The organism is Fervidobacterium gondwanense DSM 13020 (assembly GCF_900143265.1).
Taxonomy (GTDB): Bacteria; Thermotogota; Thermotogae; order Thermotogales; family Fervidobacteriaceae; genus Fervidobacterium; species Fervidobacterium gondwanense.
Genome location: NZ_FRDJ01000011.1, coordinates 1 through 24,006, shown reverse-complemented (window position 1 = coordinate 24,006; position 24,006 = coordinate 1). Strand labels below are relative to the sequence as shown.

Here is a 24,006-nt window from a genome sequence, read left to right as displayed (position 1 = left end):
TCAAAAGTATGGCAAAGGAAAAATTTGTAAGGACCAAACCCCACATGAACGTCGGTACGATTGGACACATTGACCACGGAAAGACAACACTCACAGCAGCTATCACAAAGTACTGTTCACTCTTCGGATGGGCAGACTACACACCATACGAAATGATCGACAAGGCACCAGAAGAAAGAGCAAGAGGTATCACCATCAACATTACACACGTTGAATATCAAACAGAAAAGAGACACTACGCACACATCGACTGTCCAGGTCACGCTGACTACATTAAGAACATGATCACCGGTGCAGCTCAGATGGACGGTGCAATCCTTGTTGTTGCAGCAACAGACGGGCCAATGCCACAAACAAGAGAACACGTTCTTCTCGCAAGACAGGTTAACGTTCCTGCAATAATTGTTTACATCAACAAAGTTGACATGGTTGATGACGCAGAACTTGTTGACCTTGTTGAAATGGAAGTAAGAGACCTTCTCAGCAAATACGAATTCCCTGGCGATGAACTTCCAGTTGTAAGAGGTTCCGCTCTTAAAGCAGTCGAAGCACCAAACGATCCAAATCACCCAGATCTCGCATCAATAAAGGAACTTCTCGATGCAATGGACAACTACTTCCCAGAACCAGTTCGTGAAGTCGACAAACCATTCCTCATGCCAGTTGAAGACGTCTTCTCAATCACTGGTAGAGGTACAGTTGTTACAGGAAGAATCGAACGTGGCGTTATCAAACCAGGTGTTGAAGCAGAAATCATCGGTATGAGCTACGAAACAAGAAAGACAGTTATCACAAGCGTTGAAATGTTCAGAAAAGAACTCGACGAAGCAATGGCTGGAGACAACGTTGGTTGTCTGTTGAGAGGTATTGACAAAGACGAGGTTGAAAGAGGACAAGTCTTGGCAAAGCCAGGATCAATCACACCACACAAGAAGTTCAAAGCAAACATTTACGTTCTCAAGAAAGAAGAAGGCGGAAGACACACGCCATTCACAAAAGGTTACAAACCACAATTCTACATCAGAACAGCTGACGTTACAGGCGAAATCGTTGACCTCCAAGCAGGAGCAGAAATGGTCATGCCTGGTGACAACCTTGAAATGACAGTTGAACTCATCTACCCAGTCGCAATCGAAAAAGGTATGAGATTCGCAGTTCGTGAAGGTGGAAGAACGGTTGGAGCAGGTGTCGTTTCTGAAATAATTGAGTAATTCAGACCTGATTATACAATTATAAAAACGGTAATCGGGGGGGTTCCCCCCCTTTTCTAAGAAGGAGGGTAAGGCATGCCAGGACAAAAGATTAGAATCAGGCTAAGGGCATATGATCATAGATTACTCGATGAATCAGCAAAGAAAATAGTTGAAGTGGCAAAGCAGACAAATGCGAAGGTCTCAGGACCAATTCCACTTCCAACGGAAAGAACGTTATACGTTGTTTTAAGGTCACCATTGAAACATAAGGATTCACGAGAGCAATTTGAAAAGAAAGTACACAAAAGACTTATAGATATAATCGAACCGAACTCAAAAACGATTGACGCTCTGATGAAGATAAATCTTCCAGCAGGTGTCGACGTTGAAATCAATCTGTGAGTCCTCGGAGGTGTTTTGCGATGAAATTTATACTTGCAAGAAAAATCGGAATGACCAGATTGTGGAAAGATGATAAGGTTGTTCCAGTAACAGTTCTTAAGGCAGGACCATGTTACGTTGTGCAAAAGAAAACGGTAGAAAAAGATGGATATAACGCTGTTCAGCTCGGTTTTGAGGAAGTCAGCGAAAAGAAAGTAACGAAACCACTTCTTGGAGTTTTTAAGAAGGCAAACGTAAAGCCAATGAGGGTGCTTAAAGAATTCAGAGTCGAAAATGTTGATCAATATTCAGTTGGTCAAGAAATAACAGTTGCAATTTTCCAAGAAGGCGATAAAATTGATATTACGGGTTGGACAAAAGGTAGAGGATACACTGGTGCAATGAAGAGATGGAACTTCCAAGGTGGTCCAAAAGCACACGGTGCGAAATTCCACCGCGAACTTGGTTCTGTCGGTCAACACACTGAACCAGCAAGAATATTTAAAGGCAAGAGGATGCCTGGAAGGTACGGAAACGAAAGAGTTACCGTACTCAATTCAGAGATTGTTAAAGTAGACACAGAGAACAACCTAATAGCAGTTAAAGGTGGAGTGCCAGGAGCGAGGGGCAGCCTTGTTCTTATCAGAAGCGCTGTGAAGGCATAATTTTTTTTGCTTTCACAGTCCTTGCATGAGATGAAGAACGGGGACGTGCTCCGAAAATGGAGTAAGGGAGGAAGAAGATTATGGCACGTATAGCACTTTTGAATATCAAAGGTGAACAGATTGGCAACATCGAAATAAGCGACGAAGTATTCAACATCGAGCCTAACTATGATGTCATGTGGCGCTATGTCGACATGCAGCTCACAAACTCGAGAGCTGGAACAGCATCTACCAAGACACGCGGAGAGGTAGCTGGTGGTGGAAGAAAACCATGGCCACAAAAACACACAGGTAGAGCGAGACAAGGCTCTATCAGAGCTATCCACTGGAGACACGGTGGTGTGGCACACGGTCCACAGCCAAGAAATTACTTAAAGAGAATGAACAAGAAGATGAAGAGACTCGCTCTTAAGTCAGCTCTCTCGGTAAGATTCCAGGAAGGTAACCTCATTGTCGTAAGCGACATACGATTTGATAAACCTCAAACGAAACAGATGAGGGAAGTATTAAAGGCTCTTGGAATCGCTAACGAAAAGGTATTGTTCGTTATCGCCAAGAAAGAAGAAGCGTACGAGAATGTCAAACTTTCAGGAAGAAACATTCCTGGCGTAAAGGTTATACTTGCTAATAACCCGAATAACAACAACGGAGATAACATCGATGGATTAAACGTTTACGATATAATAAATGCCTCAAAGGTTGTCCTTACAGAGGGCACCGTTCGCAAAATTGAGGAGGTGCTCGGAAAATGAGAAAAGAATACTCCGATATCATAATAAGACCAATAATCAGTGAAAAGTCAATGAACTTGAGAGCAGAAAGAGAATACGTCTTTGAAGTGGACAAGAATGCTAATAAAGAACAGATAAAAGAAGCTGTTGAAAAACTTTTCAACGTTAAAGTAGAAAGAGTAAACACTTTGATTGTGAAGCCAAAACCAAAAAGAGACCTCAGAAGAGGTTACATGGCGAGAGAAGGATACACAAAAGAATGGAAAAAAGCCATAGTCAAGTTAGCAGAAGGCTACACAATTAAAGAACTCCAGGCGTAAGGGGTGAATAATAATGGGTCTCAAGAGATTTAAACCAGCAACTCCAGGTAGACGCTTCATGATTATTCCAGACTTTTCGGAAATTACAAAAACAGAACCCGAAAAGTCACTTGTTGTTCCTTTGAAAAAGACCGCTGGAAGAAACCACCACGGTAGGGTTACAGTAAGATTCAGAGGCGGTGGTCACAAGAGACTTTACAGGATAGTCGATTTCAGAAGATGGGAAAAAGAAAATATCCCCGCTAAGGTTGCCTCAATAGAATACGATCCAAACAGAACCGCAAGAATAGCATTGCTTGTTTACGCAGACGGTGAAAAAAGGTACATACTTGCCCCAAACGGTTTAAATGTTGGAGATACAGTACTCTCTGGACCTCAGGCTGAAATCAAACCAGGTAACGCATTGCCATTGGAAAACATACCAGTCGGTACAATAGTTCACAGCATAGAATTCTACCCAAGAGGCGGGGCAAAAATCGCCAGAAGTGCTGGTATGGCATGTCAATTAATGGCAAAAGAAGGCGACTATGCATTGTTAAGGATGCCATCTGGTGAACTTAGAAAGGTTCACGTAAGATGCTACGCAACAATAGGAGTAGTTGGAAACGAAGATCACAAAAACGAAGTTTCTGGTAAAGCTGGTAGAACAAGATGGCTTGGTAAAAAGCCACACGTTCGTGGTGTTGTTATGAACCCAGTTGATCACCCACACGGTGGTGGAGAAGGTAGAGGAAAAGGTCACCACCCACAGAGTCCATGGGGAGTTCCAGCAAAGGGTTACAAGACCAGAAGAGGTAAGAGAGCAAGCGATAAATTCATCGTTAGAAGAAGAAACGGTTAATCAGGAGGTGTAATAAATGAGCCGTTCCAGTAAAAAGGGACCATTTGTAGACCCCAAACTCTTGAAGAAAATCAGATTACTAAACGAAACTGGCGAAAAGAAAATAATAAAGACATGGAGCAGAGCAAGCACAATAGTTCCTGAGATGGTAGGTCACACAATTGCAGTTTACAACGGAATGAAGCACATACCAGTTTACATCACAGAAAACATGGTTGGCCACAAACTTGGTGAATTTTCCTTCACAAGAAGATTTGGTGGACATACGAACAAGTCAGCCAAAAAAGGTGAGGTAAAGAAATAAGGAGGGATTAAATAATGCAAACCGTCATCAAAAGAGAAGGGCTCAAGAGGTCCAAGTTCCACGCGAAGCGTAAAGAAACACTCGCTACGTTACCAAAATATGAAGCAAGGGCCGTCGCAAGGTTTGTTCGCATATCTCCAAGAAAAGCGAGAGCTGTTGTGAACTCCATAAGGGGTAAGAATGTTTCAGAAGCGTATAATCTTCTTGAATTTTCTCCTAAAAAGGCTGCACGACTCGTATATAATGTGTTAAAATCTGCTGTAGCGAATGCAGTGAATAACCTCGGACTTTCCGAAGAAAATCTTTACGTAGCTGCATGTTATGTAAATGATGGTCCAAGAATGAAAAGGGTATGGCCACGCGGACGCGGAAGAGCTGACATCATTCAAAAGAGGATGTCACATATAACTGTTGTTGTTAGAGACAGAGAAAAGGAAAATAGTGCAAAATAATACGTTGTGAGGTGATATAGGTGGGTCAAAAAGTTCATCCAAAGGGTTTTAGGCTCGGTATAACAACTCAGTGGGATGCTCAGTGGTTCAATGAGAAGAAGTACAGCGAATATATCCTTGAAGACGAAGCGATTAGGGATTTTGTTAAGAAGACTTACAATCAAGCTGGAATTGCAAGAGTTTTTGTACAAAGACCAGACGCAGAGAGAGTTCTTATAACAATCTACGCAGCAAGACCTGGAATACTCATCGGAAAGAAGGGTGCTGGCATTACTGAATTGAGACAGGCACTCGAAAGCAAGTTCAACAGAAAATTCGGTGTCGATATAGTTGAAGTAAAAACGCCCGAAACAGAGGCAAGTCTTGTAGCAGAATCGATCGCACAGAAGATAGAAAAGAGGGCAAGCTACAAGATAGTCATGAAGAGAGCAATAACAGCTGCACTCAAAAGAGGAGCAAAGGGTATAAAGATAATGGTTGCAGGAAGACTTGCTGGAGCAGAAATTGCAAGAACCGAATGGTACCTTAAGGGAAGACTTCCACTCCAGACACTCAGATCAGTTATCGATTACTCAACAGCAAGGGCAGAGACAAAGTACGGTACAATCGGTATAAAGGTCTGGATTTACAAAGGAGACGCCCAACTCTAATTTTGAACACGATGAAGCGATAAAATCAATAAAATGGTAGAAGAGAAGCTCTAAATGAAAAGAAACGTACAAGTTAATCGAGGCATTCTCGAGACGGTCACAAGATAGTGTGAAGAAGGAGGTTAGCAAAACCATGTTGATGCCAAAAAGAGTTAAATACAGAAAACAACATCGAGGCAGAACAAAGGGCGAAGCAAAAGGCGGAGCTTTGGTAGTTTTCGGTGAATACGGTTTGAAAGCCCTTGAACCTGCGTGGATCACAGCTCAGCAGATAGAAGCATGTAGGCTCGCAATCACAAGGACATTGAAGAAAGAAGGAAAACTTTGGATAAAGATATTCCCAGACAAATCATACACAAAACACCCACCTGAAACAAAACTCGGTAAAGGTAAGGGTAACGTTGAAGGTTGGGTTGCAGTAGTAAAACCTGGAAAAGTAATGTTCGAAATCGGCGGAGTTGACGAAGAAACAGCATTGAAAGCTTTAGAATACGCAGCGACAAAACTTCCTATAAAAACGAAAATAGTTACGAGACATCACATAGGTGGTGAAGCAGTATGACACCAGTGGAAATCAGAAATATGAATAATGAAGAATTGGCAAAATTGTTAGAAGAGAAGAAAAGAACGTTGATGAACCTCAGATTCCAAAACGCGATGGGCGAACTCAGAGACTCCAGCTTGATACAGAAGACAAAGAGAGACATTGCAAGAATCAAAACAATCCTTCGCGAACGTGAACTTGGTATAAGGAGGTAATACACATGCCTAAGAAAAGATTAATCGGTGTTGTGGTAAGTGATAAAATGGACAAGACAGTAACGGTCAAAGTTGAACGCCTTGTGAAACACCCAAAATTTGGCAAGTACGTAAAAAGATCCAAGAAATTTTATGCTCACGATGAAAACAACACATGCAAGATCGGTGATGTGGTAGAAATCGAAGAATCCAGACCACTCAGCAAACTCAAGAGATGGGTTGTTGTTCAAATTCTTGAGCACTCAAAACTTGCAGAAACGCCAGAGACAGAGGATATTATCGAAGGGGGTAGTGACCAATGATACAGAACGAAAGCTACCTCGTAGCAGCGGACAATTCAGGTGCAAAAGTACTGAGAGTTATAAGGGTACTTGGCGGTTCACACAAACAATTCGGTTCAATCGGTGATATAGTTGTTTGCAGCGTTAGAGAAGCTGTGCCCAACACAGATATAAAGAAGGGTGACGTAGTTAAGGCAGTTGTAGTTAGAACAAGAAAAGAAATAAGAAGACCAGATGGAAGCTACATCAGATTCGATGATAACGCAGCAGTTGTCCTTGACAAGTTTAATCAACCAAAAGGTACACGTGTATTCGGACCAGTTGCAAGAGAACTCAGAGAAAAAGGTTTCATGAAGATAGTCTCTCTTGCACCAGAAGTATGGTAAGGGGTGGTAATCGATGGCACAGAAGATAAAAAAAGGTGACACAGTGCAAGTTATCTCTGGTAAAGATAAAGGCAAAAGGGGAGAAGTCATCCAAGTTCTTCCAAAAGAAGAAAAGTTGCTCGTTAGAGGTGTCAATGTTGTAAAAAGGCACCAAAGACCGACAGGACAGATGAGACAGGGTGGTATAATCGAAAAGGAATCCCCACTTTACTGGTCAAAAGTAATGCTCGTGTGTCCAAGCTGTGACAAGCCAACGAGAGTAGGATTCAAGGTGCTCGAAGACGGTTCAAAGGTGAGATTCTGCAAGAAATGTGGAGAAATCATAGATAAGAAGTAAGGAGGAGTAAAAAATGGCCTACGAATTCGTACCGCTGAAAGATAGGTATCTGAACGAAGTGGTACCAACATTAATGAAAGAATTCGGATACAAAAACATTCACGAAGTTCCAAGACTCGTTAAAGTTGTTATAAATATGGGTGTTGGCGAAGGTTCAAGGAATAAAGAAATCGTTGAGGCGCATGCAAAAGAACTTACTATGATTGCTGGTCAAAAAGCTTTGATAACGAAAGCGAAGAAGAGTATATCAAACTTCAAAGTTAGAAAAGGCATGACCGTCGGTGTTAAAGTAACTCTTAGAGGTCCAAGAATGTACAATTTCGTCTACAAGCTTGTTAACCTCGTTCTTCCAAAAGTTAGGGACTTCAGAGGTCTCAATCCAAACTCCTTCGATGGAAAAGGAAACTACAGCTTCGGTTTAACAGAACAACTCGTTTTCCCAGAAATCTCTCCAGACCAGATAAAGAGAATACAAGGTATGGATATTGTTGTTGTAACAACGGCTAAGAGGGATGAAGAAGCAAGAAGGTTACTCGAGCTACTCGGTTTCCCATTCAAAAAGCAATAAGGAGGTAATATTAAATGGCACGAAAAGCAATGGTTGAAAAATGGAAGAGGCCAAAGAAATACAAGGTAAGAGAATATACAAGATGCAGCATATGCGGTAGAGTTCATTCAGTCTATCAGGAATTTGGAATATGCAGAGTTTGTTTCAGAAAACTTGCTAACGAGGGAAAACTCCCGGGCGTTAGGAAAGCAAGCTGGTAATAGTGGAGGTGTTAACCGTGTGGAGCGATCCAATAGCTGACATGCTTACAAGAATAAGGAATGCGAATCTTGTTTTCAAAGATCAGATAGATGTCCCTGCGTCTAATTTGAAGAAAGCAATTGCTGATATTCTTGTAAGAGAAGGATTCATTAAGGGATATACATATATCGAAGATGGCAAACAGGGAATTCTCAGACTACAGCTCAAGTACAAAGGCTCAAGAAAGAACAGGGAAAGAGTTATTCATGGTATAGTCCGCGTTTCAAAGCCTGGAAGAAGAATATACGTTGGTTCAAATAATCTTCCAAGAGTTAAGAATGGACTTGGAATAGCGATTATATCCACATCAAAAGGCGTGCTCACCGACAAAGAAGCTGCAGAACATGGAGTCGGTGGAGAAGTAATTGCCTACATCTGGTAAGGAGGTGTAGTCCATGTCTCGTATAGCTAAGAAGCCAGTTATACTACCTGCAAATGTTCAGTTAACAATCACCGACTCTGAAATAAAGGTAAAAGGTCCAAAAGGCGAGTTGAAACTCGCAAATCATCCATTTGTTAACATCAAAGTTGAAGGTAACGAAGTTTGGTTTGAACCAAATCTCGAGGTTGCAAAGAGAAAATCCGACGAAAGAAAGTTCAAAGCAATGGTCGGAACGTACTGGAGACTTGTTAGAAATATGGTTATCGGCGTAACAGAAGGATTCAAGAAGGAACTTGAAATCGTTGGTGTCGGTTACAGGGCGCAACTTCAAGGCAACAAGCTCGTGATGAGCCTCGGTTACGCACACCCAGTTGAAATGGATATACCAGATGATATAAAAGTCGAAGTTCCCGCACCAAACAAAATAATTGTCAGCGGAATCGATAAGCAGAGAGTTGGACAGTACGCCGCAGATGTAAGAAAATGGAGAGAACCGAACCCATACAGCGGTAAAGGAATCAAGTACGTAGACGAAGTCATCAACCTCAAAGAAGGAAAGAAAGCATAAGGGGGTATAAGACGTGATAAAGAGAGAAGACCGCAAACAATTAAGGCTTGTTAGGCACAGAAGAATAAGAAAGAGAATATCAGGAACTCCTGAAAGACCAAGATTGTCTGTTTACAGAAGCGAAAAGCACATCTATGCTCAGATTATAGATGATGTTGCTGGCAGAACGATAGTCGCTGCTTCCACAGTTGAGAAGGAACTCAGGGAAAAACTCCAGAAAACGTGGAATGTGGCAGCAGCCAAAGAGGTTGGGAAACTCATTGCTGAAAGGGCTATCGCAAAAGGAGTAAAGGAAGTTGTTTTCGATAGAGGAGGATTCAAGTACCACGGTAGAATCAAGGCTCTTGCTGATGCAGCAAGAGAAGCCGGATTGAAATTCTAATTTGGTAATGTTAGGAGGTGCTCACAGTGTCAGAAATTGTTGAAAAGATAAAACAATCAGCCGAGACATTCGAAGAAAGAATTATAGAAATAAGAAGGACGACAAAAGTAACTAAGGGTGGAAAGAACCTTTCTTTCAGAGTTTTAGCAGTCGTTGGAAATAGAGAAGGAAAAGTTGGCGTCGGTGTTGGAAAGGCAAGGGAAGTACCCGATGCAATTAGAAAAGCTCTTGTCAGTGCGAAAAGGAACATAATAGAAGTTCCAGTTGTGAAGGGTACAATTCCTCACGAAGTTGTTGGAAGACAAGACGCAGCAAAGATTCTCATGAAACCTGCAGCGCCAGGTACTGGTATCATTGCAAACGGAACAGTCCGTGCAATTCTCGAATTGGCTGGTGTTCAGAACGTTCTTACAAAAGCAATGGGTTCAACAAATCCAGTTGTCATTGCTCAAGCAACAGTTGATGGAATAAAGAACCTCTTCTCAATTGAGAAAGTTGCTGCTCTAAGGGACATAACACCTGCTCAAGTAGTACGCGGTGTTAAGAAGGAGGGCTAATGTATGAAGAAGCTTAAGATAACACTTGTGAGAAGTCCAATAGGATACAAATACGATCAGAAAGACACGGTCAGAAGACTCGGTTTAAGAAAGATGCACCAGACAGTAGTTAAAGATGACAGTCCGCAGATAAGAGGAATGGTAGAAAAAGTAAAGCATCTTCTCAAAGTAGAAGAAGTTGAAGAATAAGGAGGGGAAATGAAATGCTTACTATAGATGGTCTTAAACCAACCCCTGGTTCAAACAAAAAGTACAAAAGACTCGGTAGAGGTCAAGGTTCAGGAAAGGGTAAGACAGCAGGAAAGGGTCACAAAGGTCAAAAATCAAGAGGAACTGGCAAGGTAAGGCCATGGATGGAAGGTGGTCAGACACCACTTCACAGAAGGCTTCCAAAGTTCGGCTTCAATAACTTTGCGAAGAAAGTTTATGCTGTGGTAAATCTTGAAACCCTTGAAGCAAAATTCGATAACAACGACGTAGTAACGCCAGAAGCTCTCCTTGAAAAAGGTATAATCAACAAAGTATACGATGGTGTAAAGATTCTTGCGAGAGGAGAAATTACAAAACCTCTCACAGTAAAGGCTCACAAGTTCAGTGAAAAAGCTAAGGAGAAGATCGAAAAAGTCGGCGGTAAAATAGAGGTGATCTAATAATGTGGAAAGCGCTGCGGAATGCAATGAAGATTCCAGAGGTTAGGGATAGGGTTATCTTTACATTCTTAATGTTACTCGTTTTCAGGCTTGGTATTTATGTACCAGTACCGGGAGTTAACATAAAAGCTTGGGGGGAAGCGCTTTCCAAGCAAGGCACCGGCTTGGCCGGTGGCGTTCTTAGTTTCTACGATGTCTTCACCGGTGGTGCGTTCAGCAGATTCTCAGTATTTTCAATGAGTGTTACTCCATACATCAACGCATCGATTATCATGCAATTACTTGCTTCAATAATTCCTTCTTTGAAAGAACTACTTAAAGAAGGAGAACAGGGAAGAAAGAAATTCCAGCACTATACCAAGAATCTCACACTTGGGCTTGCAGCACTGCAATCGTTCGTTGTTTCTTTCGGTTTGGCAAGGAGCTATCAAGGAATAATTGCTGTCAATACATGGCTCTTCTCGTTTGTCTCAACCGTATCACTCGTTGCAGGTACGATGTTCCTCCTTTGGATAGGTGATAGAATTACGGAAAAAGGTATCGGAAACGGTGTCAGTATAATGATTTTCGCAGGTATTGTTTCGAGATACCCAGCATACTTTAGAACAGCAGTTCTTGGAAACCTTAACATCTTCGGTTGGATATTCTTAGTTGCAGTTGCAATATTCATGATCGTAGCGATAATCTACGTGCAGCAAGCAGAAAGAAGAATAAAGATAGAGTATGCAACAAGAATGGTTGGAAGAAGAATATACGGTGGCACAAGCACACACTTACCGATAAAGGTAAACCACTCTGGCGTTATTCCTATAATATTCGCATGGGCAATCGTCAGCATACCGGAGGCTATCGCTCAGATTACTGGTGCGCAATGGGCAATTAAGCTTTTCGGAATGCAGAACCCACTCATGATAATCGTATACGCGCTCTTAATATTCTTCTTCACATACTTCTACAGCGTAGTTGTGATAGATCCAAAGGATATATCTGAAAACATAAAGAGATACGGTGGATTTATCCCTGGAATCAGGGCAGGTAAGCCAACAGAAGAGTACATCACGTACGTGCTCAACAGAGTTACGTTCCTTGGCGCGATATTCTTGGTTGGCATTTCTCTGCTCCCATACTTGGTTGAAGGCATAACAAGAGTTAACATCTGGCTCGGTGGTACGAGTGCGCTTATCGCTGTCGGTGTTGCACTTGATATAGCACAGCAGTTAGAGGCGCACTTGATAATGAGAAATTACGAAGGTTTCGTTAAGAAGGGTAAAATAGCTGGCAGAAAGTAACCTAAAGTAATCTGCGGCACGAGAAGGTGAAATGCATGAACCTGATTTTTTTAGGACCTCCGGGCGCAGGTAAGGGAACCTACGCGAAGAGGGTAGTAGAAAAGTACAGCATACCACACATCTCAACAGGAGACATATTCAGAGAAGCAATTGCGAAGGGTACGGAGTTGGGTAAAAAGGTTCAGGATATAGTCAATTCAGGAAACCTTGTACCAGATGAGCTCACAAACGCACTTGTGGAAGAAAGACTAAAACAGCCAGACTGCGAAAATGGCTTCATACTCGACGGGTATCCAAGGACACTCAACCAAGCTCAAGCGCTCGACAATATGCTTACCAGAATGGGAAGAGTGTTGACGGGAGCACTATATTTCGAAGTAGATGAAGAGACCGTTGTACAAAGGATATCGACAAGGAGAGTATGCTCAAAGTGCGGTAAAGTCTACAACCTCATCACACTTCCATCAAAGGTAGAAGGAATTTGCGACGATTGTGGTGGACAGTTGATACAGAGAGACGATGACAAGGAAGATGTTGTGAGAGGTAGATTCAGAGTCTACATCGAGAAAACATCGCCCTTAATCGAATATTATAGAAATCAAAACAAACTTTTTACCTTAGATGGTAGAAAAAGTGTAGAAGAAGTAATGAAAATGTTGTTTAATATATTAGGTGGTTTGGAATAAAAATGATAAGAATCAAGACAAAAGATGAAATTGAAAAGATGAAGATAGCCGGGCGGGCGGTTGCCGAAATTCTCAAAAGGGCAAAAGACTATGTCGTTAAAGGATCACCCGCTTTCGATATAGAGCTTATGGCAGAAAAGACGTTGAAGGAAATGAAGTGCAAGCCCGCTTTTAAAGGGTATGGAGGCTATCCATACATAACAACAGTATCAGTTAACAACGAGGTTATTCACGGTTTTCCGCTCAAGTCGAAAGTCTTTAAAGATGGCGACATTGTTTCAATTGACGTAGGCGCTGTTTATGAAGGATACTACGGAGACGGTGCAGTAACCTACGTAGTTGGTGAAACGGACGAACGCGGGAAAGAACTTGTGAAAGTAACCTACGAGTCATTGCTTGAAGCAATAAAGACGGTCAGAGCGGGCGTTAGATTAGGTGATGTATCTTACGCTGTACAGAGTTACATAGAAAAACACGGATTTGGAGTTGTAAGAGATTTTGTAGGTCACGGTGTTGGAAAAGCTCTTCACGAAGACCCACAAGTACCGAACTATGGAAAACCGGGTACAGGAGTAATTTTAAAGGCTGGAATGACACTTGCGATAGAACCTATGGTTACTGAAGGCGGCTGGCACGTAGTAATTTTAGATGATGGTTGGACAGTTGTTACGGTTGATGGAAAGAGATCTGCACATTTTGAACACACTATCTTGGTCACAGAGGACGGTTGCGAGATTTTAACGCTAAGCGAGTAGGTTTTAAGTGTTTAAGTTTCCTTGGAAATTTGAGAGGTGATTTTTCTGAAAAACAAGGAAGACGTCATACGAATGGAAGGAACAATAGTTGAAGCACTGCCAAATGCTATGTTCAGAGTCCAGTTAGACAACGGATTTAAAGTTTTGGCCCATGTATCAGGAAAGATGAGAAAGAATTTCATCAGGTTAGTTCCTGGAGACAGGGTGGTTGTTGAATTAACGATTTACGATCTCACCCGTGGGCGCATAGTCTACAGGAAGAAGATAGACGCAAAAGGCGAAGAAGAAATTTTGGACGACGAAGAATAAGAACAAAATTAATAAATCTCTGAAAGGAGCGATAAACATGAAAGTAAAAGCATCTGTGGGAAAAAGATGTGAACACTGCAAGATTATCAAAAGAAGAGGGAAAGTATTTGTAGTTTGTAAGGTAAATCCAAAACACAATCAAAGACAAGGATAAGTTATACTTTAGGAAAAAAGTTTGAGGAGGGAGATTAATGGCTCGTATCGTTGGTGTTGAAATACCGAGCAATAAGAAAGTACACATCGCATTGAGATACCTTTACGGTATAGGTCCAACAAGAGCGCTTGAAATTTGTCAAGGAACAGGCGTAGACCCAGACAAGAGAGTTAAAGACCTCACAGAAGATGAAATAAGCAAAATCGCATCTTTCATTCAACAGAACTACAAAGTTGAAGGTGAACTCAGAACAGAAGTAATGAGGAATATAAAGAGGTTAATGGATATAGGGTGTTACCGCGGCTTAAGGCACAAACTCGGACTTCCAGTAAGAGGTCAGAGGACAAGGTCAAATTCAAGGACTCGTAAAGGTCCAAGACCAAGCAGGATTAAGAAAAAAGGTAAATAAGTAACACGAACGAGTTGAAGAGGTTTAAAGGAGGGAAAATCAAATGGCGAAAGGTCGTTCAAAAGCAAAGCCAAAAAAGAGAGCTGCCGTTGACCACGGTGTAGTCCACATCAAATCAACGTACAATAACACAATTATCAGTTTAACAGACCCGAACGGTCACGTTCTGAGTTGGGGAAGCGGAGGAACCGCAGGTTTTGAAGGGACGAGAAAAGGTACACCATACGCAGCACAGCTCGCTGCTGACAAAGTAGCAAAAGACGCGGTTAAGATGGGAATCAAGAGAGTCGATGTAGTTGTTAAAGGACCAGGCGCTGGAAGAGAAACAGCGATAAGAACACTCCAAGCAGCAGGTTTAGAAGTTGAAAACATCAGGGATGCAACACCAATTCCATTCAACGGTTGCAGACCACCAAAAAGAAGAAGAGTATAACTTTGCATAACCTTTTGGTGCTCAATAAGGAGGGAAAATAATGGCACGACATACAGGACCTTTGTGCAAACTTTGCAGAAGAGAAGGAATGAAGCTCTACCTTAAAGGCGACAGATGCTTCGGTGAAAAGTGTCCATTTGACAAGAGACCTTTCGCACCGGGACAACACGGTAGAGAAAAGAAAAAATTGACGCAATACGGATTGCAACTTAGAGCAAAACAAACGATGAAGAGAATATATGGTGTTCTTGAAAAACAGTTCAGAATCTATTATGAAAGAGCAGCAAAGCAGTCAGGCGATACCCGTGAAAACTTGGTTGCTCAAGTTGAAAGAAGACTCGATAACGTGGTATATAGACTTGGATTTGCCATCAATAGACGCGTAGCAAGACAGCTTGTATCCCATGGCCATATACTTGTAAACGGTAAGAAAGTTGACATTCCTTCTTACCAAGTAAGACCAGGCGATGTAATATCGATAAAAGAAAAGAGTAGAGGCATCGAGCCAGTAAAACAGGCAATAGAACTCAACAAAGGCAAAGCAATCGCTCCTTGGCTTGAAGCAGATTACGAACAATTCAAAGGCGTATATGTTAGAAATCCAAAACTCGAAGAGGTTACAGACCTACCAGTCAACGTACAAGCTATTGTTGAATTCTACTCGAGGTGATATTAATGCTTCAAACTTTTGGAAGAAAGTTCAAACTCGAAGAGCAGGCGGAACACGAAGACCATTACTATGCAAGGTATTCCATGGCCCCGCTTGAAAAGGGGTACGCAGTTACCATAGGCAATACTCTTAGAAGAGTCCTGCTCTCATCCATACCGAGTTTTGCAATAACTGATGTAAGATTCATAAAACCGGAAAAATATCACGAGTTCGATACGATCGATGGCGTTAAAGAGGACATAATGGAAATACTCCTTAACCTCAAAAAAGTTCAATTGCGAGTTGAATCGTACGTCGAATCACCTGTTAAGTTGATAATTAACAAAAAAGGACCGGGTATACTTAGTGCGAAGGATATTAACTGTCCAGCGGGTGTCGTGGTGGTAAATCCGAATCATTACTTAGCCACGCTTAATGAAGACGCTGATATTGAAATAGAACTGTACGCAACATCTGGAAAAGGGTTTATCCCAGCAAGCGAAAGAAACGAGAGACCTGAGATAGGTTGGATTGTACTTGACGGAGTATACAGTCCGGTTATCAAGGTGAACTGGCTTGTGGAAAATGTCCGTGTTGATAAGAGGACCGACTTCGAGAAGCTCATTCTCGAAATATGGACGAAAAAGAGTGTCAAGCCTTCAGAGGCGCTCAAGCACTCACTTAAGATAATTCTTGACCACTTCAACTTCATAGAGCAGAGCCTCAGCGATGTTGAAGAATTACCAATCCCGACTTATCAGGAGACAATACCCGTTTCAGAAGAACTCGCGTCAACGGAAGACGTTGCGTCGAAGAAAATCGAAGAGCTTGATCTCTCTGCAAGGTCACTGAATTGTCTCAAGAGAGACAAGATTGAAACAATTGGAGATTTGCTCGATAGAACAGAGGAGGAACTACTCAAAATAAAGAACTTTGGTACCAAATCACTTGACGAAGTAAAAGAAAAACTCCGCGAAAAATTCGGTCTTTCGCTAAGAAAGGGGGACAAATGAAATGAGACACAGGATGAAGAGAAATAAGCTGAATAGATACGGTACTCACAGGGTATCGTTGATGAGAAACCTCGCAAAGGAAATCATCGAGCATGGAACGATAATGACCACAACAGTAAAAGCAAAAGTAGGTAAGGAATACGTTGAAAAGCTCATAACGAAGGCAGTTAAGGCGTACAAGATTAAGAATGAAAACAAAGATGAAAGCGTAGCGATCAGAAGACAGATATTTGCAGAACTTGGAGATAGGCAACTTGTTAACAAACTTGTTGACGAAATAGCTCCAAAATATGCTTCAAGAAACGGCGGATACACAAGAGTTATAAAAGTCGGTGCAAGAAGAGGAGACGGTGCTGAATTGTCAGTTCTCCAACTCGTGGAAGAATAATCGAGAATAATAGTGAATTGATTAGTCGTATTTAAAAAGGAGGGGCTGAACGCCCCTTTTTAAAGTGATAATGGAAAACGGGAAAATGGAGGTGCAAGAATGGAAGTCAAAGAAATCAGCAAAGAGGAAAATGTTATAATCCGCGAGTACACATTCGACAGTGCGGATATAAAAAGACTCGAAGACAAAACAGTTGAAGAATTGAATAAGAGAAAATACCATATCGAAGGATTCAGACCAGGAAGAGTTCCAAAGGAAGTTTACAAACTCAGACTCAAAGAAGCATTCTACGATATCTACATTGCGGACGAAGCTATCAAAGAAGCGGAAAAAGAACTCGATAAGGAAAGCGTTAATCTGCTCTTACCGCCTGTTGTCGCGGATGTAAAGGTTACACCAGAGGGTGGCAAGGTCACCGTTGAGCTCCACCTCGAGCCAGAAGTTAACTTTGATCCGGCTCAGTTGAAGATTAGAAAAGCTAAGGAAGAGGAAGTACTTGAAGGGTATGTCGACATGAGGGTAAAATATGTAATAGAAGAACATGCCATATTAGAACCGAAGGAAGAGGAAGCTAAAGAAGGCGACATGGTTAAGGTTAAGGAAACCGTCTTGCTTGGTGAAAAGAAAGTTAGAGACGGCGAAGAGAGAGAATACGTGCTCCTTAAGGATGACGAACGTGATGTTGTAAAACAGCTTTACGGTAAGAAAAAAGGCGATGTTGTTGAATTTGAAAAGACATTCGAAAAAGGTGAAGAGAAGATTGTTTACAAGTACATCCTCGAAGTTCAGGAAGTATACAACAGAATATTACCAGAACTTACAGACGAATTCGTCAAATCTTTGGCTGTTGAAAACGTTGAAACAGTTGACCAACTTAAAGACAAATTTAAGAGTGAAGGAAAAGAAATATACGACAGAGAACTCGGAGATTCATATAGAGTGCAGATAATTGACCAGATACCATCAATTGCACAGATAAATATCAGTGAAAGAACAATACAGCGAGCTGTTGAAAATATCATCGACAATCTGAAAGAAGAAGGAAAGTACGATGCATATGTCCAGAACTATGGAAGCGAAGAAAAGCTCGTTGAGGAGTTAAGAAGCTATTACATAAACATGATTAAGAAAGACCTTGTTGTCAAGAAAGTTGCCGAAGAAAATGATATAAAGGTTGACAATGAAGATATAAAGGCATACGCAGAAAGAGTTTCTGTCGAGTGGGGAGTCAGCCCGGACAGAGCAGAAGCGATAATCAAAGGAAGGCAGGACATCAGGAATGAAGTAATAATGGAAATAGTGGAGTCAAAGGTTGCAAAGATACTTTCTGAGAAAGCACAGATTGAGGAAGTTTCCTTCAAAGAAAAAGAAGAGGGAAAAGAGGAATAAATAACAAGATTTTAAGCCTCTCAAGAGGGGATGATATTTGATGGATAAAGAAATGAAAAAGATTTTTGACCAGTATGTGCCTATAGTTATAGAGACGACCGGAAGATATGAGCGAGCGTACGACATATATTCAAGGTTGCTGAAAGACAGGATAATATTCCTTGGCAGTGCGATCGATGACCATGTAGCGAACCTTGTCGTTGCTCAGTTACTTTTCTTAGAAGCAGAAAACCCTGATAAAGACATCCAGCTTTACATCAACTCGCCTGGCGGATTGGTGACAGCAGGACTTGCGATATACGACACAATGCAGTACGTGAAATGCGATGTTGCAACCATATGTGTCGGTCAAGCTGCTTCAATGGGGGCAGTTCTTCTTGCTGCCGGTGCGAAAGGTAAGCGTTTCGCATTGCCAAACAGCAGGATTATGATACACCAACCACTCGGCGGAGCGGAAGGTACTGCCAAAGATGTGGAGATACTCACGAAGGAACTACTCAGAATCAAGCACATAATTAACGATATTCTAAGCAAACATACAGGGCAAGACATTGAAAGAATAGAAAAAGACACGGACAGGGACTTTTTCATGAGTGCTCAAGAAGCACAGGAATATGGTATAATAGATAAGGTAATAAAACCGGGAGAAAGATAATTTTAAATGAAAATTTCTTAAGGAGGAAGAGAGTATGTCAGGTCACAATAAGTGGGCGAATATTAAACACAGGAAGGCTGCGCAGGACGCGAAAAGATCGAAGATATTCACAAAGTTGATTAGAGAAATCATCGTAGCGGCAAGAGAAGGCGGCGGAAATCCAGATACGAACCCAAGGCTAAGAGCAGTTTTAGAAAAAGCAAGAGATGCGAACATGCCAAAAGACACCGTTGAAAGATCAATCAAAAAAGGTACGGGTGAACTCGAAGGCGAAAGGTACGAAGAAATAATATACGAAGCATATGCACCAGGTGGAGTAGCACTTTACATACTTGCACTCACAGATAACAAGAACAGGACAGCTCAAGAACTCAGGCACATCCTCAGCAAGAACGGCGGTTCACTAGCAGAAAGCGGTTCAGTTGCATGGATATTTGAAAGAAAGGGAGTTATTGAAATTCCTGCAGAGAAGATCTCTGACATGGATGAATTCACGCTTCTTGCAATCGATGCAGGTGCAGAAGATATAGAAGAGGGAGACCCAGTACTCGTTTACGCAGCTCCAGAATCTCTAACAAGTGTGAAAGAAGCACTTGCAAGCAACGGATTTACAGGAGAAGCAAAGATTACGTACAAACCAAAGAACAGCGTTAAGGTAACAGGTTCGGAAGCAGAAAAGGTTCTCAAACTTATAGATGCACTCGAAGACAACGACGATGTTCAAGAAGTATTTGGCAACTTCGATATTGATGATGCAGAACTCGAAGCGATAATGGCGAAACTCGAAGGCTAAAACTTAAACCAAAACTAACTTGGGGTTGGAACTTTTGAAAAAGGCAAAAGACTATCCAGGGAAGAAATTCAGGAAAAGAATTCCTATTTTTGTGATGACGTTTGCATTTTTAATACTACTTAACCAGATATCAAATGGAGAGACGCTCTACTTTGGCGTCTCTCCGTTTGATACTACGATGAAGTTAAATGCTAAGTACGATTTTTCTTTTTGGAAATTCAAAGCTAAGTTCGATGTGGATATACCTCTAACAGAGAACGCTGGTTTTGTATTTATTAAGCCCGATATTTCAGACCTTTTCGAATCGTTTGAATTCATCGAAGCCCCGTATAAAGTTACTTACACCGCTTTTAACACTTCTATTCCTTTCTCAACTTTTTTCAACCCTGCTCAGAAAGTTTGGTATGCCACGTGGGTAGGCACAGGATACGCAGGTAGCGGACTAATCCATAAAACCGAGAATTTTTCGATTTTGGGTTCCGGGATGGCAGTCAACGCCTCTATAAGAATTCCTATAGGTTCAGCTAATTTGTACGCGTTCGTAGAACGGACACAAAATGGGTTTAACTTTGGAATCGGCAACACAGTTTACGTTTTCACAGGAGAAAAGACAGGTTTAGGTTTCTTTTTATCGGAAAAGAACGTCGTTCTTTATGCGCTAATTTATCACTCATCAGATAGTGCAAACAGCTTCGATTTAGTAAACGGGATGGCTCTCAAAACGGATAACTTTGAAATCAATATTGTAAACGATAATATAGATGGAAACGATACTATAATTGGAAGAGTGATTTGGAAGGTAGGTGGAGTCTATGTCGTTGGACGACTTCAAGGAAAAGAAGTTCGCCTGGATGTCGAATTTCCAATCTGGTGATATTCCAGAACTTCCTTGGGATCAGTTTGAATGGTTTGTTGGCAAGATAAAAGAAACGATGGGGCTCGACCTTTCCGGTTACAAGCCTGAGAGAATGAAAAGACGTATCGAAATGCTTATACGAAAGTACAACTGCAAGAGTTATAAAGAATATTTTGACTTGATTATGAAGGATAATAAGAAAAAGGACGAATTCCTTGATAAATTGACGATAAACGTGACAGAGTTCTTCAGAAATCCTGAAAAATGGGAAGAATTAAAAAAGACTTTCTTACCTGAACTTTTGAAGGAAAGCGGTGCAAGGTTTAAAGCTTGGAGTGCCGGTTGTTCTTCTGGCGAGGAGCCGTATTCATTAGCTATACTTCTTGAAGAATTAAAGGCTCCACTAACAGCAAAGGTACTCGCAACCGATATAGATATGGGTGTTCTAACGAGAGCGCAAATCGGAGAGTACGAAGAAAGGTCGATGGTGAGCACACCGTTAGAGTACATACAGAAATACTTTATCGTAAGAGATGGTAAATACGTCGTGAAACCGAACGTAAAAGCCCGCGTACAGTTTAAGAGGCACAACTTGCTGCAAGACCCATTTGAAAAAGGTCTCGATATGATTATGTGCCGGAATGTTGTCATATACTTTGAAATGGAGGCAAAGGACCAACTTTACAGAAGATTTGCAGAGAGCCTCAGACCAGGTGGAATACTCTTTGTAGGGAATACTGAGAGGATATTCAATTACAGAAACCTCGGTCTTGAAGTTGCCAGTCCTTTCATCTACAGAAAAATCTGAGACGTGTTTTCTCAAATATCTTGATAAGGAATGATAGGATGTTCTGGCTTGTCTTAGCACTTACGCTTGATCAAATAACTAAGCATCTCACGACTCTGTACATACCACTTGGAACGATTAAGAGAATCTATGGCATATTTTTCTTAACACATGCTACAAACAGAGGCATTTCGTTTGGACTGTTTGCGGGCGTGAAAGAGATTGTTATTTACCTTACTCTCTTGATTATAATTGGACTGTCAACTATACCTCTGTTTTTAAAGCTTAACAAATTTACCCAAACAATGCTTGGGTTCATATTAGGTGGTGCACTCGGGAACCTCATCGATAGAATCAGATACGGTTATGTTGTTGATTTCATAACGTTCTTAGGATGGCCAACAGTTTTCAATGTTGCTGACATATTCATAACGATTGGCACTGTCGGTTTAGGCATATCGTTTATCAGGGAAGAACTTAAACACGGACCACTTTTCTCACATCGGAAAAGTAAAGATAGATCAAAAAGTGCAGGTGAGACGTTAACAAATGGTACAATTTCAAGAGGTATATACAGGAGATACAGACCGAACAGAACTGATGGATATACAAGTGACGAACAGGGAAGACGGCTGGAGACTCGACAAATTCGTAATGGAAAAGACTCCAGACTGGATCTCGAGAACGTATATTCAAAAGGCTATCAAAAGCGGGGAAGTTCTGGTCAATGGGACTTCGAAGAAGCCGAGCTACAAGGTGAAGTCTGGGGATATAATTACCTTGAAAGTCCCGGAGAAACCGAAACTTCCGGAGATTCTTCCGGAGAATATACCACTTGATATAATCTATGAAGATAGAGATATACTGGTGATAAACAAACAGCCGGGCATAATCACTCACCCAATTCCATCACACACATCTGGTACTATTGTTAATGCAGTGCTGTATCATTGCAAAGACTTGCAAGGTATAGGCGGGGTAATGAGACCCGGAATTGTTCACAGGCTTGACAAAGACACAAGCGGAGTGATGGTAATAGCTAAGAATGATTTAGCGCACCAATCACTTACAAAACAATTCAAAGACAGAGTGACTGAAAAGCTTTATGTTTGCCTTGTTAAGGGCGTTCCTACAAGACCTGAGGGTGATATTGAGATAAGCATAGCGAGAAATCCTGTGCTTAGAGTCAAGATGACAACGACACAGTCTGAATATGGGAAACCGGCGTTAACACATTATAAAGTTGTACGGAGATTCGGAAATATCGGCTCTCTGGTGTTTGCATATCCGAAAACAGGCAGGACTCACCAGATAAGGGTGCATATGAAGTACATAGGACACCCGCTGATGGGTGATGAGGTGTACGGAAGAGCAAAAGAAGACGAGCAGTTTGAAATATACAGGCAAATGCTCCATGCACTCAGCTTATCATTCTACCACCCAAGGACTGGCGAAAAGATGAGATTCATTGCACGACTTCCGAAAGATTTTGCCAAAGCTATTGAAAATCTAAACAAATTTGTTGATCAACTCAGAAATGGGAATTAATTTGCTTCCTCGTCCTGTTTATCTTGAACAATTTGTACAAATTCTCTTAAATGCTTGTTAAACAGTTCTATTAGCCACGGGTCGAACTGCTTGCCTTTCATATCGTTCATATATTCTATAGCTTTTTCAAGCGGCCATGCGGGCCTATAGCACCTGTCTTGAGTTAACGCCTCAAAAACGTCGGCAATCTGGACTATTCTCGACTCGAGAGTAATTTGTTCGCCTTCCAGTCCATATGGATATCCTGTTCCGTCCCATCTCTCATGGTGTTCCAAAGCTATGACTGCACCTGTCTGGAATATTTTAAGTGAGGAATTCCTCAAAAGTTCAAAACCTATCAGAGTGTGTTCCTTCATTATCGCGAATTCCTTATCATCGAGTTTAGCAGGCTTGTTGAGTATATAGTCCGGAATACCTACCTTTCCTATATCGTGTAGTGCGGCGGCACCGTGAATTAACTTTACATCTCTCGAACTATGGCCGGAAAGTTGTGCCAAAAACTTTGCAATTTCCGATACTCTATTAACATGCTCTCCTGTTTCTTCGGACCTTGCCTCGACGAGCTTGGAAATCATCAAGACGAATTCATCTTCAACATCAAATCCTTCCTTCTGAACAAAAGCGCTTTCTATATTCTTTAGTAAAGAATTTACATAAGCAGACTCGAAAGCCTTCAAATCACGCGAAGTGTACAAGGAGAACTTTACAGCATTATGTTTAATGTTGATCTTATAGTTGTATTGGTTTGGAAGGTAGTGATTTTCTACTCTTATGTTTTTTGGAGGGAAGATCCTTTCTCCATTGACAAAGATTTCAGAAGTGATATTCAGCTTTGAATCACGGAGTGACAAAAACGTCCTGATTTGAAAAAATGCATTTATGAGAAGTTCCGAAAGATTCATCTCGGGAGCTTCTTTCACAATTTTCTCCAATGAAGTCATCGCCTTCTCTAGTGAGCATATATCCTTGTGTAAATGTCAATATCAAAATGAACAAAAAATCGAAAATAAAAATGTACAAAAAATAAACTTAGTTTTGCTGGTTTGTGTTGCTAAAATATGCTGTTTTTGACTGCAATCTGTATGAAGGACCTTTTATGAAAATCACGTAAGAATGATGGAGTAGCCTATCCAAAATTGCATTTGCTATCGTCGCTCCACCAAATATCTCTCCCCATTCAGAGAATACAACATTAGTTGTTATTATTGTACTGCTCTTCTCATATCTGCTCGATATCAGCTGGAAA

The 24,006-nt window shown here is 41.3% G+C and carries 39 protein-coding genes and 2 pseudogenes; 39 read left to right on the top strand and 2 right to left on the bottom strand.

Annotated features, from left to right (window positions below; all coding sequences use genetic code 11):
• The first annotated feature begins 8 nt into the window (after nt 1-8).
• The 39 genes and pseudogenes from tuf (at nt 9) to BUA11_RS08240 (ending at nt 22,760) form a co-directional block, all read left to right on the top strand.
• Complete coding sequence (gene tuf, locus BUA11_RS08430) at nt 9-1,211, top strand: elongation factor Tu (protein WP_072760485.1); 1,203 nt, start codon at nt 9-11, stop codon at nt 1,209-1,211.
• Between the two features lie 75 nt (nt 1,212-1,286).
• A complete protein-coding gene (rpsJ, locus tag BUA11_RS08425; protein ID WP_072760483.1) occupies nt 1,287-1,595 on the top strand; it encodes a 30S ribosomal protein S10 in 309 nt (102 codons plus the stop codon).
• Between the two features lie 20 nt (nt 1,596-1,615).
• On the top strand, nt 1,616-2,239 hold the full coding sequence (gene rplC, locus BUA11_RS08420; RefSeq protein WP_072760481.1) for a 50S ribosomal protein L3: 624 nt from the start codon (nt 1,616-1,618) through the stop codon (nt 2,237-2,239).
• A gap of 80 nt (nt 2,240-2,319) precedes the next feature.
• Nucleotides 2,320-2,991 (top strand): 50S ribosomal protein L4, encoded by a 672-nt coding sequence (rplD, locus tag BUA11_RS08415; protein WP_072760479.1) that lies wholly within the window; start codon nt 2,320-2,322, stop codon nt 2,989-2,991.
• Entirely contained in the window at nt 2,988-3,290 is a 303-nt protein-coding gene (rplW, locus tag BUA11_RS08410; protein ID WP_072760467.1) for a 50S ribosomal protein L23, read from the top strand. Before rplD ends, rplW begins: the two co-directional genes overlap by 4 nt.
• Nucleotides 3,291-3,303: 13 nt before the next feature.
• Entirely contained in the window at nt 3,304-4,131 is an 828-nt protein-coding gene (gene rplB / locus BUA11_RS08405) for a 50S ribosomal protein L2 (protein WP_072760465.1), read from the top strand.
• Nucleotides 4,132-4,147: 16 nt separating this feature from the next.
• Nucleotides 4,148-4,435, top strand: a complete 288-nt coding sequence (rpsS, locus tag BUA11_RS08400; protein ID WP_072760463.1) for a 30S ribosomal protein S19 — start codon at nt 4,148-4,150, stop codon at nt 4,433-4,435.
• 14 nt (nt 4,436-4,449) lie between these two features.
• Nucleotides 4,450-4,887 carry a 50S ribosomal protein L22 gene (gene rplV, locus BUA11_RS08395; protein ID WP_072760461.1) on the top strand — a complete coding sequence of 146 codons (438 nt, stop codon included), beginning with the start codon at nt 4,450-4,452 and terminating at the stop codon, nt 4,885-4,887.
• Nucleotides 4,888-4,907: 20 nt separating this feature from the next.
• Nucleotides 4,908-5,537: a 30S ribosomal protein S3 gene (rpsC, locus tag BUA11_RS08390; protein WP_072760459.1), complete on the top strand. Its 630-nt coding sequence runs from the start codon at nt 4,908-4,910 to the stop codon at nt 5,535-5,537.
• A 133-nt stretch (nt 5,538-5,670) separates the two neighbouring features.
• Nucleotides 5,671-6,099 (top strand): 50S ribosomal protein L16, encoded by a 429-nt coding sequence (gene rplP / locus BUA11_RS08385; RefSeq protein WP_072760457.1) that lies wholly within the window; start codon nt 5,671-5,673, stop codon nt 6,097-6,099.
• A complete protein-coding gene (gene rpmC, locus BUA11_RS08380) occupies nt 6,096-6,296 on the top strand; it encodes a 50S ribosomal protein L29 (RefSeq protein ID WP_072760455.1) in 201 nt (66 codons plus the stop codon). The genes rplP and rpmC overlap by 4 nt, the downstream gene beginning before the upstream one ends.
• A 5-nt stretch (nt 6,297-6,301) precedes the next feature.
• On the top strand, nt 6,302-6,598 hold the full coding sequence (rpsQ, locus tag BUA11_RS08375; RefSeq protein ID WP_072760453.1) for a 30S ribosomal protein S17: 297 nt from the start codon (nt 6,302-6,304) through the stop codon (nt 6,596-6,598).
• Nucleotides 6,595-6,963, top strand: coding sequence for a 50S ribosomal protein L14 (rplN, locus tag BUA11_RS08370; RefSeq protein ID WP_072760451.1), 369 nt, complete (start codon nt 6,595-6,597; stop codon nt 6,961-6,963). The genes rpsQ and rplN overlap by 4 nt, the downstream gene beginning before the upstream one ends.
• A gap of 13 nt (nt 6,964-6,976) precedes the next feature.
• Nucleotides 6,977-7,300, top strand: coding sequence for a 50S ribosomal protein L24 (rplX, locus tag BUA11_RS08365; RefSeq protein ID WP_072760449.1), 324 nt, complete (start codon nt 6,977-6,979; stop codon nt 7,298-7,300).
• A gap of 13 nt (nt 7,301-7,313) precedes the next feature.
• Entirely contained in the window at nt 7,314-7,868 is a 555-nt protein-coding gene (gene rplE, locus BUA11_RS08360) for a 50S ribosomal protein L5 (protein WP_072760447.1), read from the top strand.
• 14 nt (nt 7,869-7,882) lie between these two features.
• Complete coding sequence (locus tag BUA11_RS08355) at nt 7,883-8,068, top strand: type Z 30S ribosomal protein S14 (RefSeq protein ID WP_072760445.1); 186 nt, start codon at nt 7,883-7,885, stop codon at nt 8,066-8,068.
• A gap of 17 nt (nt 8,069-8,085) precedes the next feature.
• Entirely contained in the window at nt 8,086-8,490 is a 405-nt protein-coding gene (rpsH, locus tag BUA11_RS08350) for a 30S ribosomal protein S8 (protein WP_072760443.1), read from the top strand.
• Nucleotides 8,491-8,503: 13 nt separating this feature from the next.
• Nucleotides 8,504-9,058, top strand: coding sequence for a 50S ribosomal protein L6 (gene rplF, locus BUA11_RS08345; RefSeq protein ID WP_072760441.1), 555 nt, complete (start codon nt 8,504-8,506; stop codon nt 9,056-9,058).
• Nucleotides 9,059-9,071: 13 nt separating this feature from the next.
• Nucleotides 9,072-9,440 carry a 50S ribosomal protein L18 gene (gene rplR / locus BUA11_RS08340; RefSeq protein ID WP_072760439.1) on the top strand — a complete coding sequence of 123 codons (369 nt, stop codon included), beginning with the start codon at nt 9,072-9,074 and terminating at the stop codon, nt 9,438-9,440.
• Between the two features lie 26 nt (nt 9,441-9,466).
• Entirely contained in the window at nt 9,467-9,997 is a 531-nt protein-coding gene (rpsE, locus tag BUA11_RS08335; RefSeq protein WP_072760437.1) for a 30S ribosomal protein S5, read from the top strand.
• A gap of 3 nt (nt 9,998-10,000) precedes the next feature.
• On the top strand, nt 10,001-10,186 hold the full coding sequence (gene rpmD, locus BUA11_RS08330; protein WP_072760435.1) for a 50S ribosomal protein L30: 186 nt from the start codon (nt 10,001-10,003) through the stop codon (nt 10,184-10,186).
• Nucleotides 10,187-10,200: 14 nt separating this feature from the next.
• Nucleotides 10,201-10,647, top strand: a complete 447-nt coding sequence (gene rplO, locus BUA11_RS08325) for a 50S ribosomal protein L15 (RefSeq protein ID WP_072760433.1) — start codon at nt 10,201-10,203, stop codon at nt 10,645-10,647.
• 2 nt (nt 10,648-10,649) lie between these two features.
• The gene (secY, locus tag BUA11_RS08320) at nt 10,650-11,936 is read left to right on the top strand and encodes a preprotein translocase subunit SecY (protein ID WP_072760431.1); all 1,287 of its coding nucleotides are present in this window, start codon (nt 10,650-10,652) and stop codon (nt 11,934-11,936) included.
• A 35-nt stretch (nt 11,937-11,971) separates the two neighbouring features.
• On the top strand, nt 11,972-12,622 hold the full coding sequence (locus BUA11_RS08315) for an adenylate kinase (RefSeq protein WP_072760429.1): 651 nt from the start codon (nt 11,972-11,974) through the stop codon (nt 12,620-12,622).
• Nucleotides 12,623-12,624: 2 nt separating this feature from the next.
• On the top strand, nt 12,625-13,377 hold the full coding sequence (map, locus tag BUA11_RS08310) for a type I methionyl aminopeptidase (protein WP_072760426.1): 753 nt from the start codon (nt 12,625-12,627) through the stop codon (nt 13,375-13,377).
• 45 nt (nt 13,378-13,422) lie between these two features.
• Nucleotides 13,423-13,686, top strand: a complete 264-nt coding sequence (gene infA / locus BUA11_RS08305; RefSeq protein ID WP_072760580.1) for a translation initiation factor IF-1 — start codon at nt 13,423-13,425, stop codon at nt 13,684-13,686.
• Between the two features lie 37 nt (nt 13,687-13,723).
• Nucleotides 13,724-13,840 (top strand): 50S ribosomal protein L36, encoded by a 117-nt coding sequence (rpmJ, locus tag BUA11_RS08300; protein ID WP_072760424.1) that lies wholly within the window; start codon nt 13,724-13,726, stop codon nt 13,838-13,840.
• Between the two features lie 37 nt (nt 13,841-13,877).
• On the top strand, nt 13,878-14,249 hold the full coding sequence (gene rpsM, locus BUA11_RS08295) for a 30S ribosomal protein S13 (RefSeq protein ID WP_072760422.1): 372 nt from the start codon (nt 13,878-13,880) through the stop codon (nt 14,247-14,249).
• A 43-nt stretch (nt 14,250-14,292) separates the two neighbouring features.
• Nucleotides 14,293-14,682 (top strand): 30S ribosomal protein S11, encoded by a 390-nt coding sequence (gene rpsK / locus BUA11_RS08290; RefSeq protein ID WP_072760420.1) that lies wholly within the window; start codon nt 14,293-14,295, stop codon nt 14,680-14,682.
• Between the two features lie 40 nt (nt 14,683-14,722).
• Complete coding sequence (gene rpsD, locus BUA11_RS08285; RefSeq protein WP_072760418.1) at nt 14,723-15,352, top strand: 30S ribosomal protein S4; 630 nt, start codon at nt 14,723-14,725, stop codon at nt 15,350-15,352.
• 5 nt (nt 15,353-15,357) lie between these two features.
• Nucleotides 15,358-16,344: a DNA-directed RNA polymerase subunit alpha gene (locus tag BUA11_RS08280; RefSeq protein WP_072760409.1), complete on the top strand. Its 987-nt coding sequence runs from the start codon at nt 15,358-15,360 to the stop codon at nt 16,342-16,344.
• Between the two features lies 1 nt (nt 16,345).
• A complete protein-coding gene (rplQ, locus tag BUA11_RS08275; protein ID WP_072760407.1) occupies nt 16,346-16,732 on the top strand; it encodes a 50S ribosomal protein L17 in 387 nt (128 codons plus the stop codon).
• 99 nt (nt 16,733-16,831) lie between these two features.
• Entirely contained in the window at nt 16,832-18,121 is a 1,290-nt protein-coding gene (locus BUA11_RS08270) for a trigger factor (protein ID WP_072760405.1), read from the top strand.
• 40 nt (nt 18,122-18,161) lie between these two features.
• Entirely contained in the window at nt 18,162-18,776 is a 615-nt protein-coding gene (clpP, locus tag BUA11_RS08265; protein WP_072760578.1) for an ATP-dependent Clp endopeptidase proteolytic subunit ClpP, read from the top strand.
• A gap of 34 nt (nt 18,777-18,810) precedes the next feature.
• The gene (locus tag BUA11_RS08260; protein WP_072760403.1) at nt 18,811-19,569 is read left to right on the top strand and encodes a YebC/PmpR family DNA-binding transcriptional regulator; all 759 of its coding nucleotides are present in this window, start codon (nt 18,811-18,813) and stop codon (nt 19,567-19,569) included.
• Between the two features lie 34 nt (nt 19,570-19,603).
• On the top strand, nt 19,604-20,443 hold the full coding sequence (locus BUA11_RS08255) for a hypothetical protein (protein ID WP_072760401.1): 840 nt from the start codon (nt 19,604-19,606) through the stop codon (nt 20,441-20,443).
• Nucleotides 20,382-21,233, top strand: a complete 852-nt coding sequence (locus tag BUA11_RS08250; RefSeq protein WP_072760399.1) for a CheR family methyltransferase — start codon at nt 20,382-20,384, stop codon at nt 21,231-21,233. Before BUA11_RS08255 ends, BUA11_RS08250 begins: the two co-directional genes overlap by 62 nt.
• Before the next feature lie 38 nt (nt 21,234-21,271).
• Nucleotides 21,272-21,667, top strand: a pseudogene (gene lspA / locus BUA11_RS10240) (signal peptidase II); the annotation flags it as partial.
• Nucleotides 21,668-21,812: 145 nt separating this feature from the next.
• Nucleotides 21,813-22,760, top strand: coding sequence for an RluA family pseudouridine synthase (locus tag BUA11_RS08240; protein ID WP_072760395.1), 948 nt, complete (start codon nt 21,813-21,815; stop codon nt 22,758-22,760).
• Here the strand turns inward: BUA11_RS08240 and BUA11_RS08235 are convergent.
• Together BUA11_RS08235 and istB are read right to left on the bottom strand one after the other, a co-directional pair.
• Nucleotides 22,757-23,692, bottom strand: a complete 936-nt coding sequence (locus BUA11_RS08235) for an HD-GYP domain-containing protein (protein WP_072760393.1) — start codon at nt 23,690-23,692, stop codon at nt 22,757-22,759. The two genes, BUA11_RS08240 and BUA11_RS08235, sit on opposite strands and share 4 nt — an antisense overlap.
• 97 nt (nt 23,693-23,789) lie before the next feature.
• Nucleotides 23,790-24,006, bottom strand: a pseudogene (gene istB, locus BUA11_RS08230) (IS21-like element ISCbe3 family helper ATPase IstB); the annotation flags it as partial.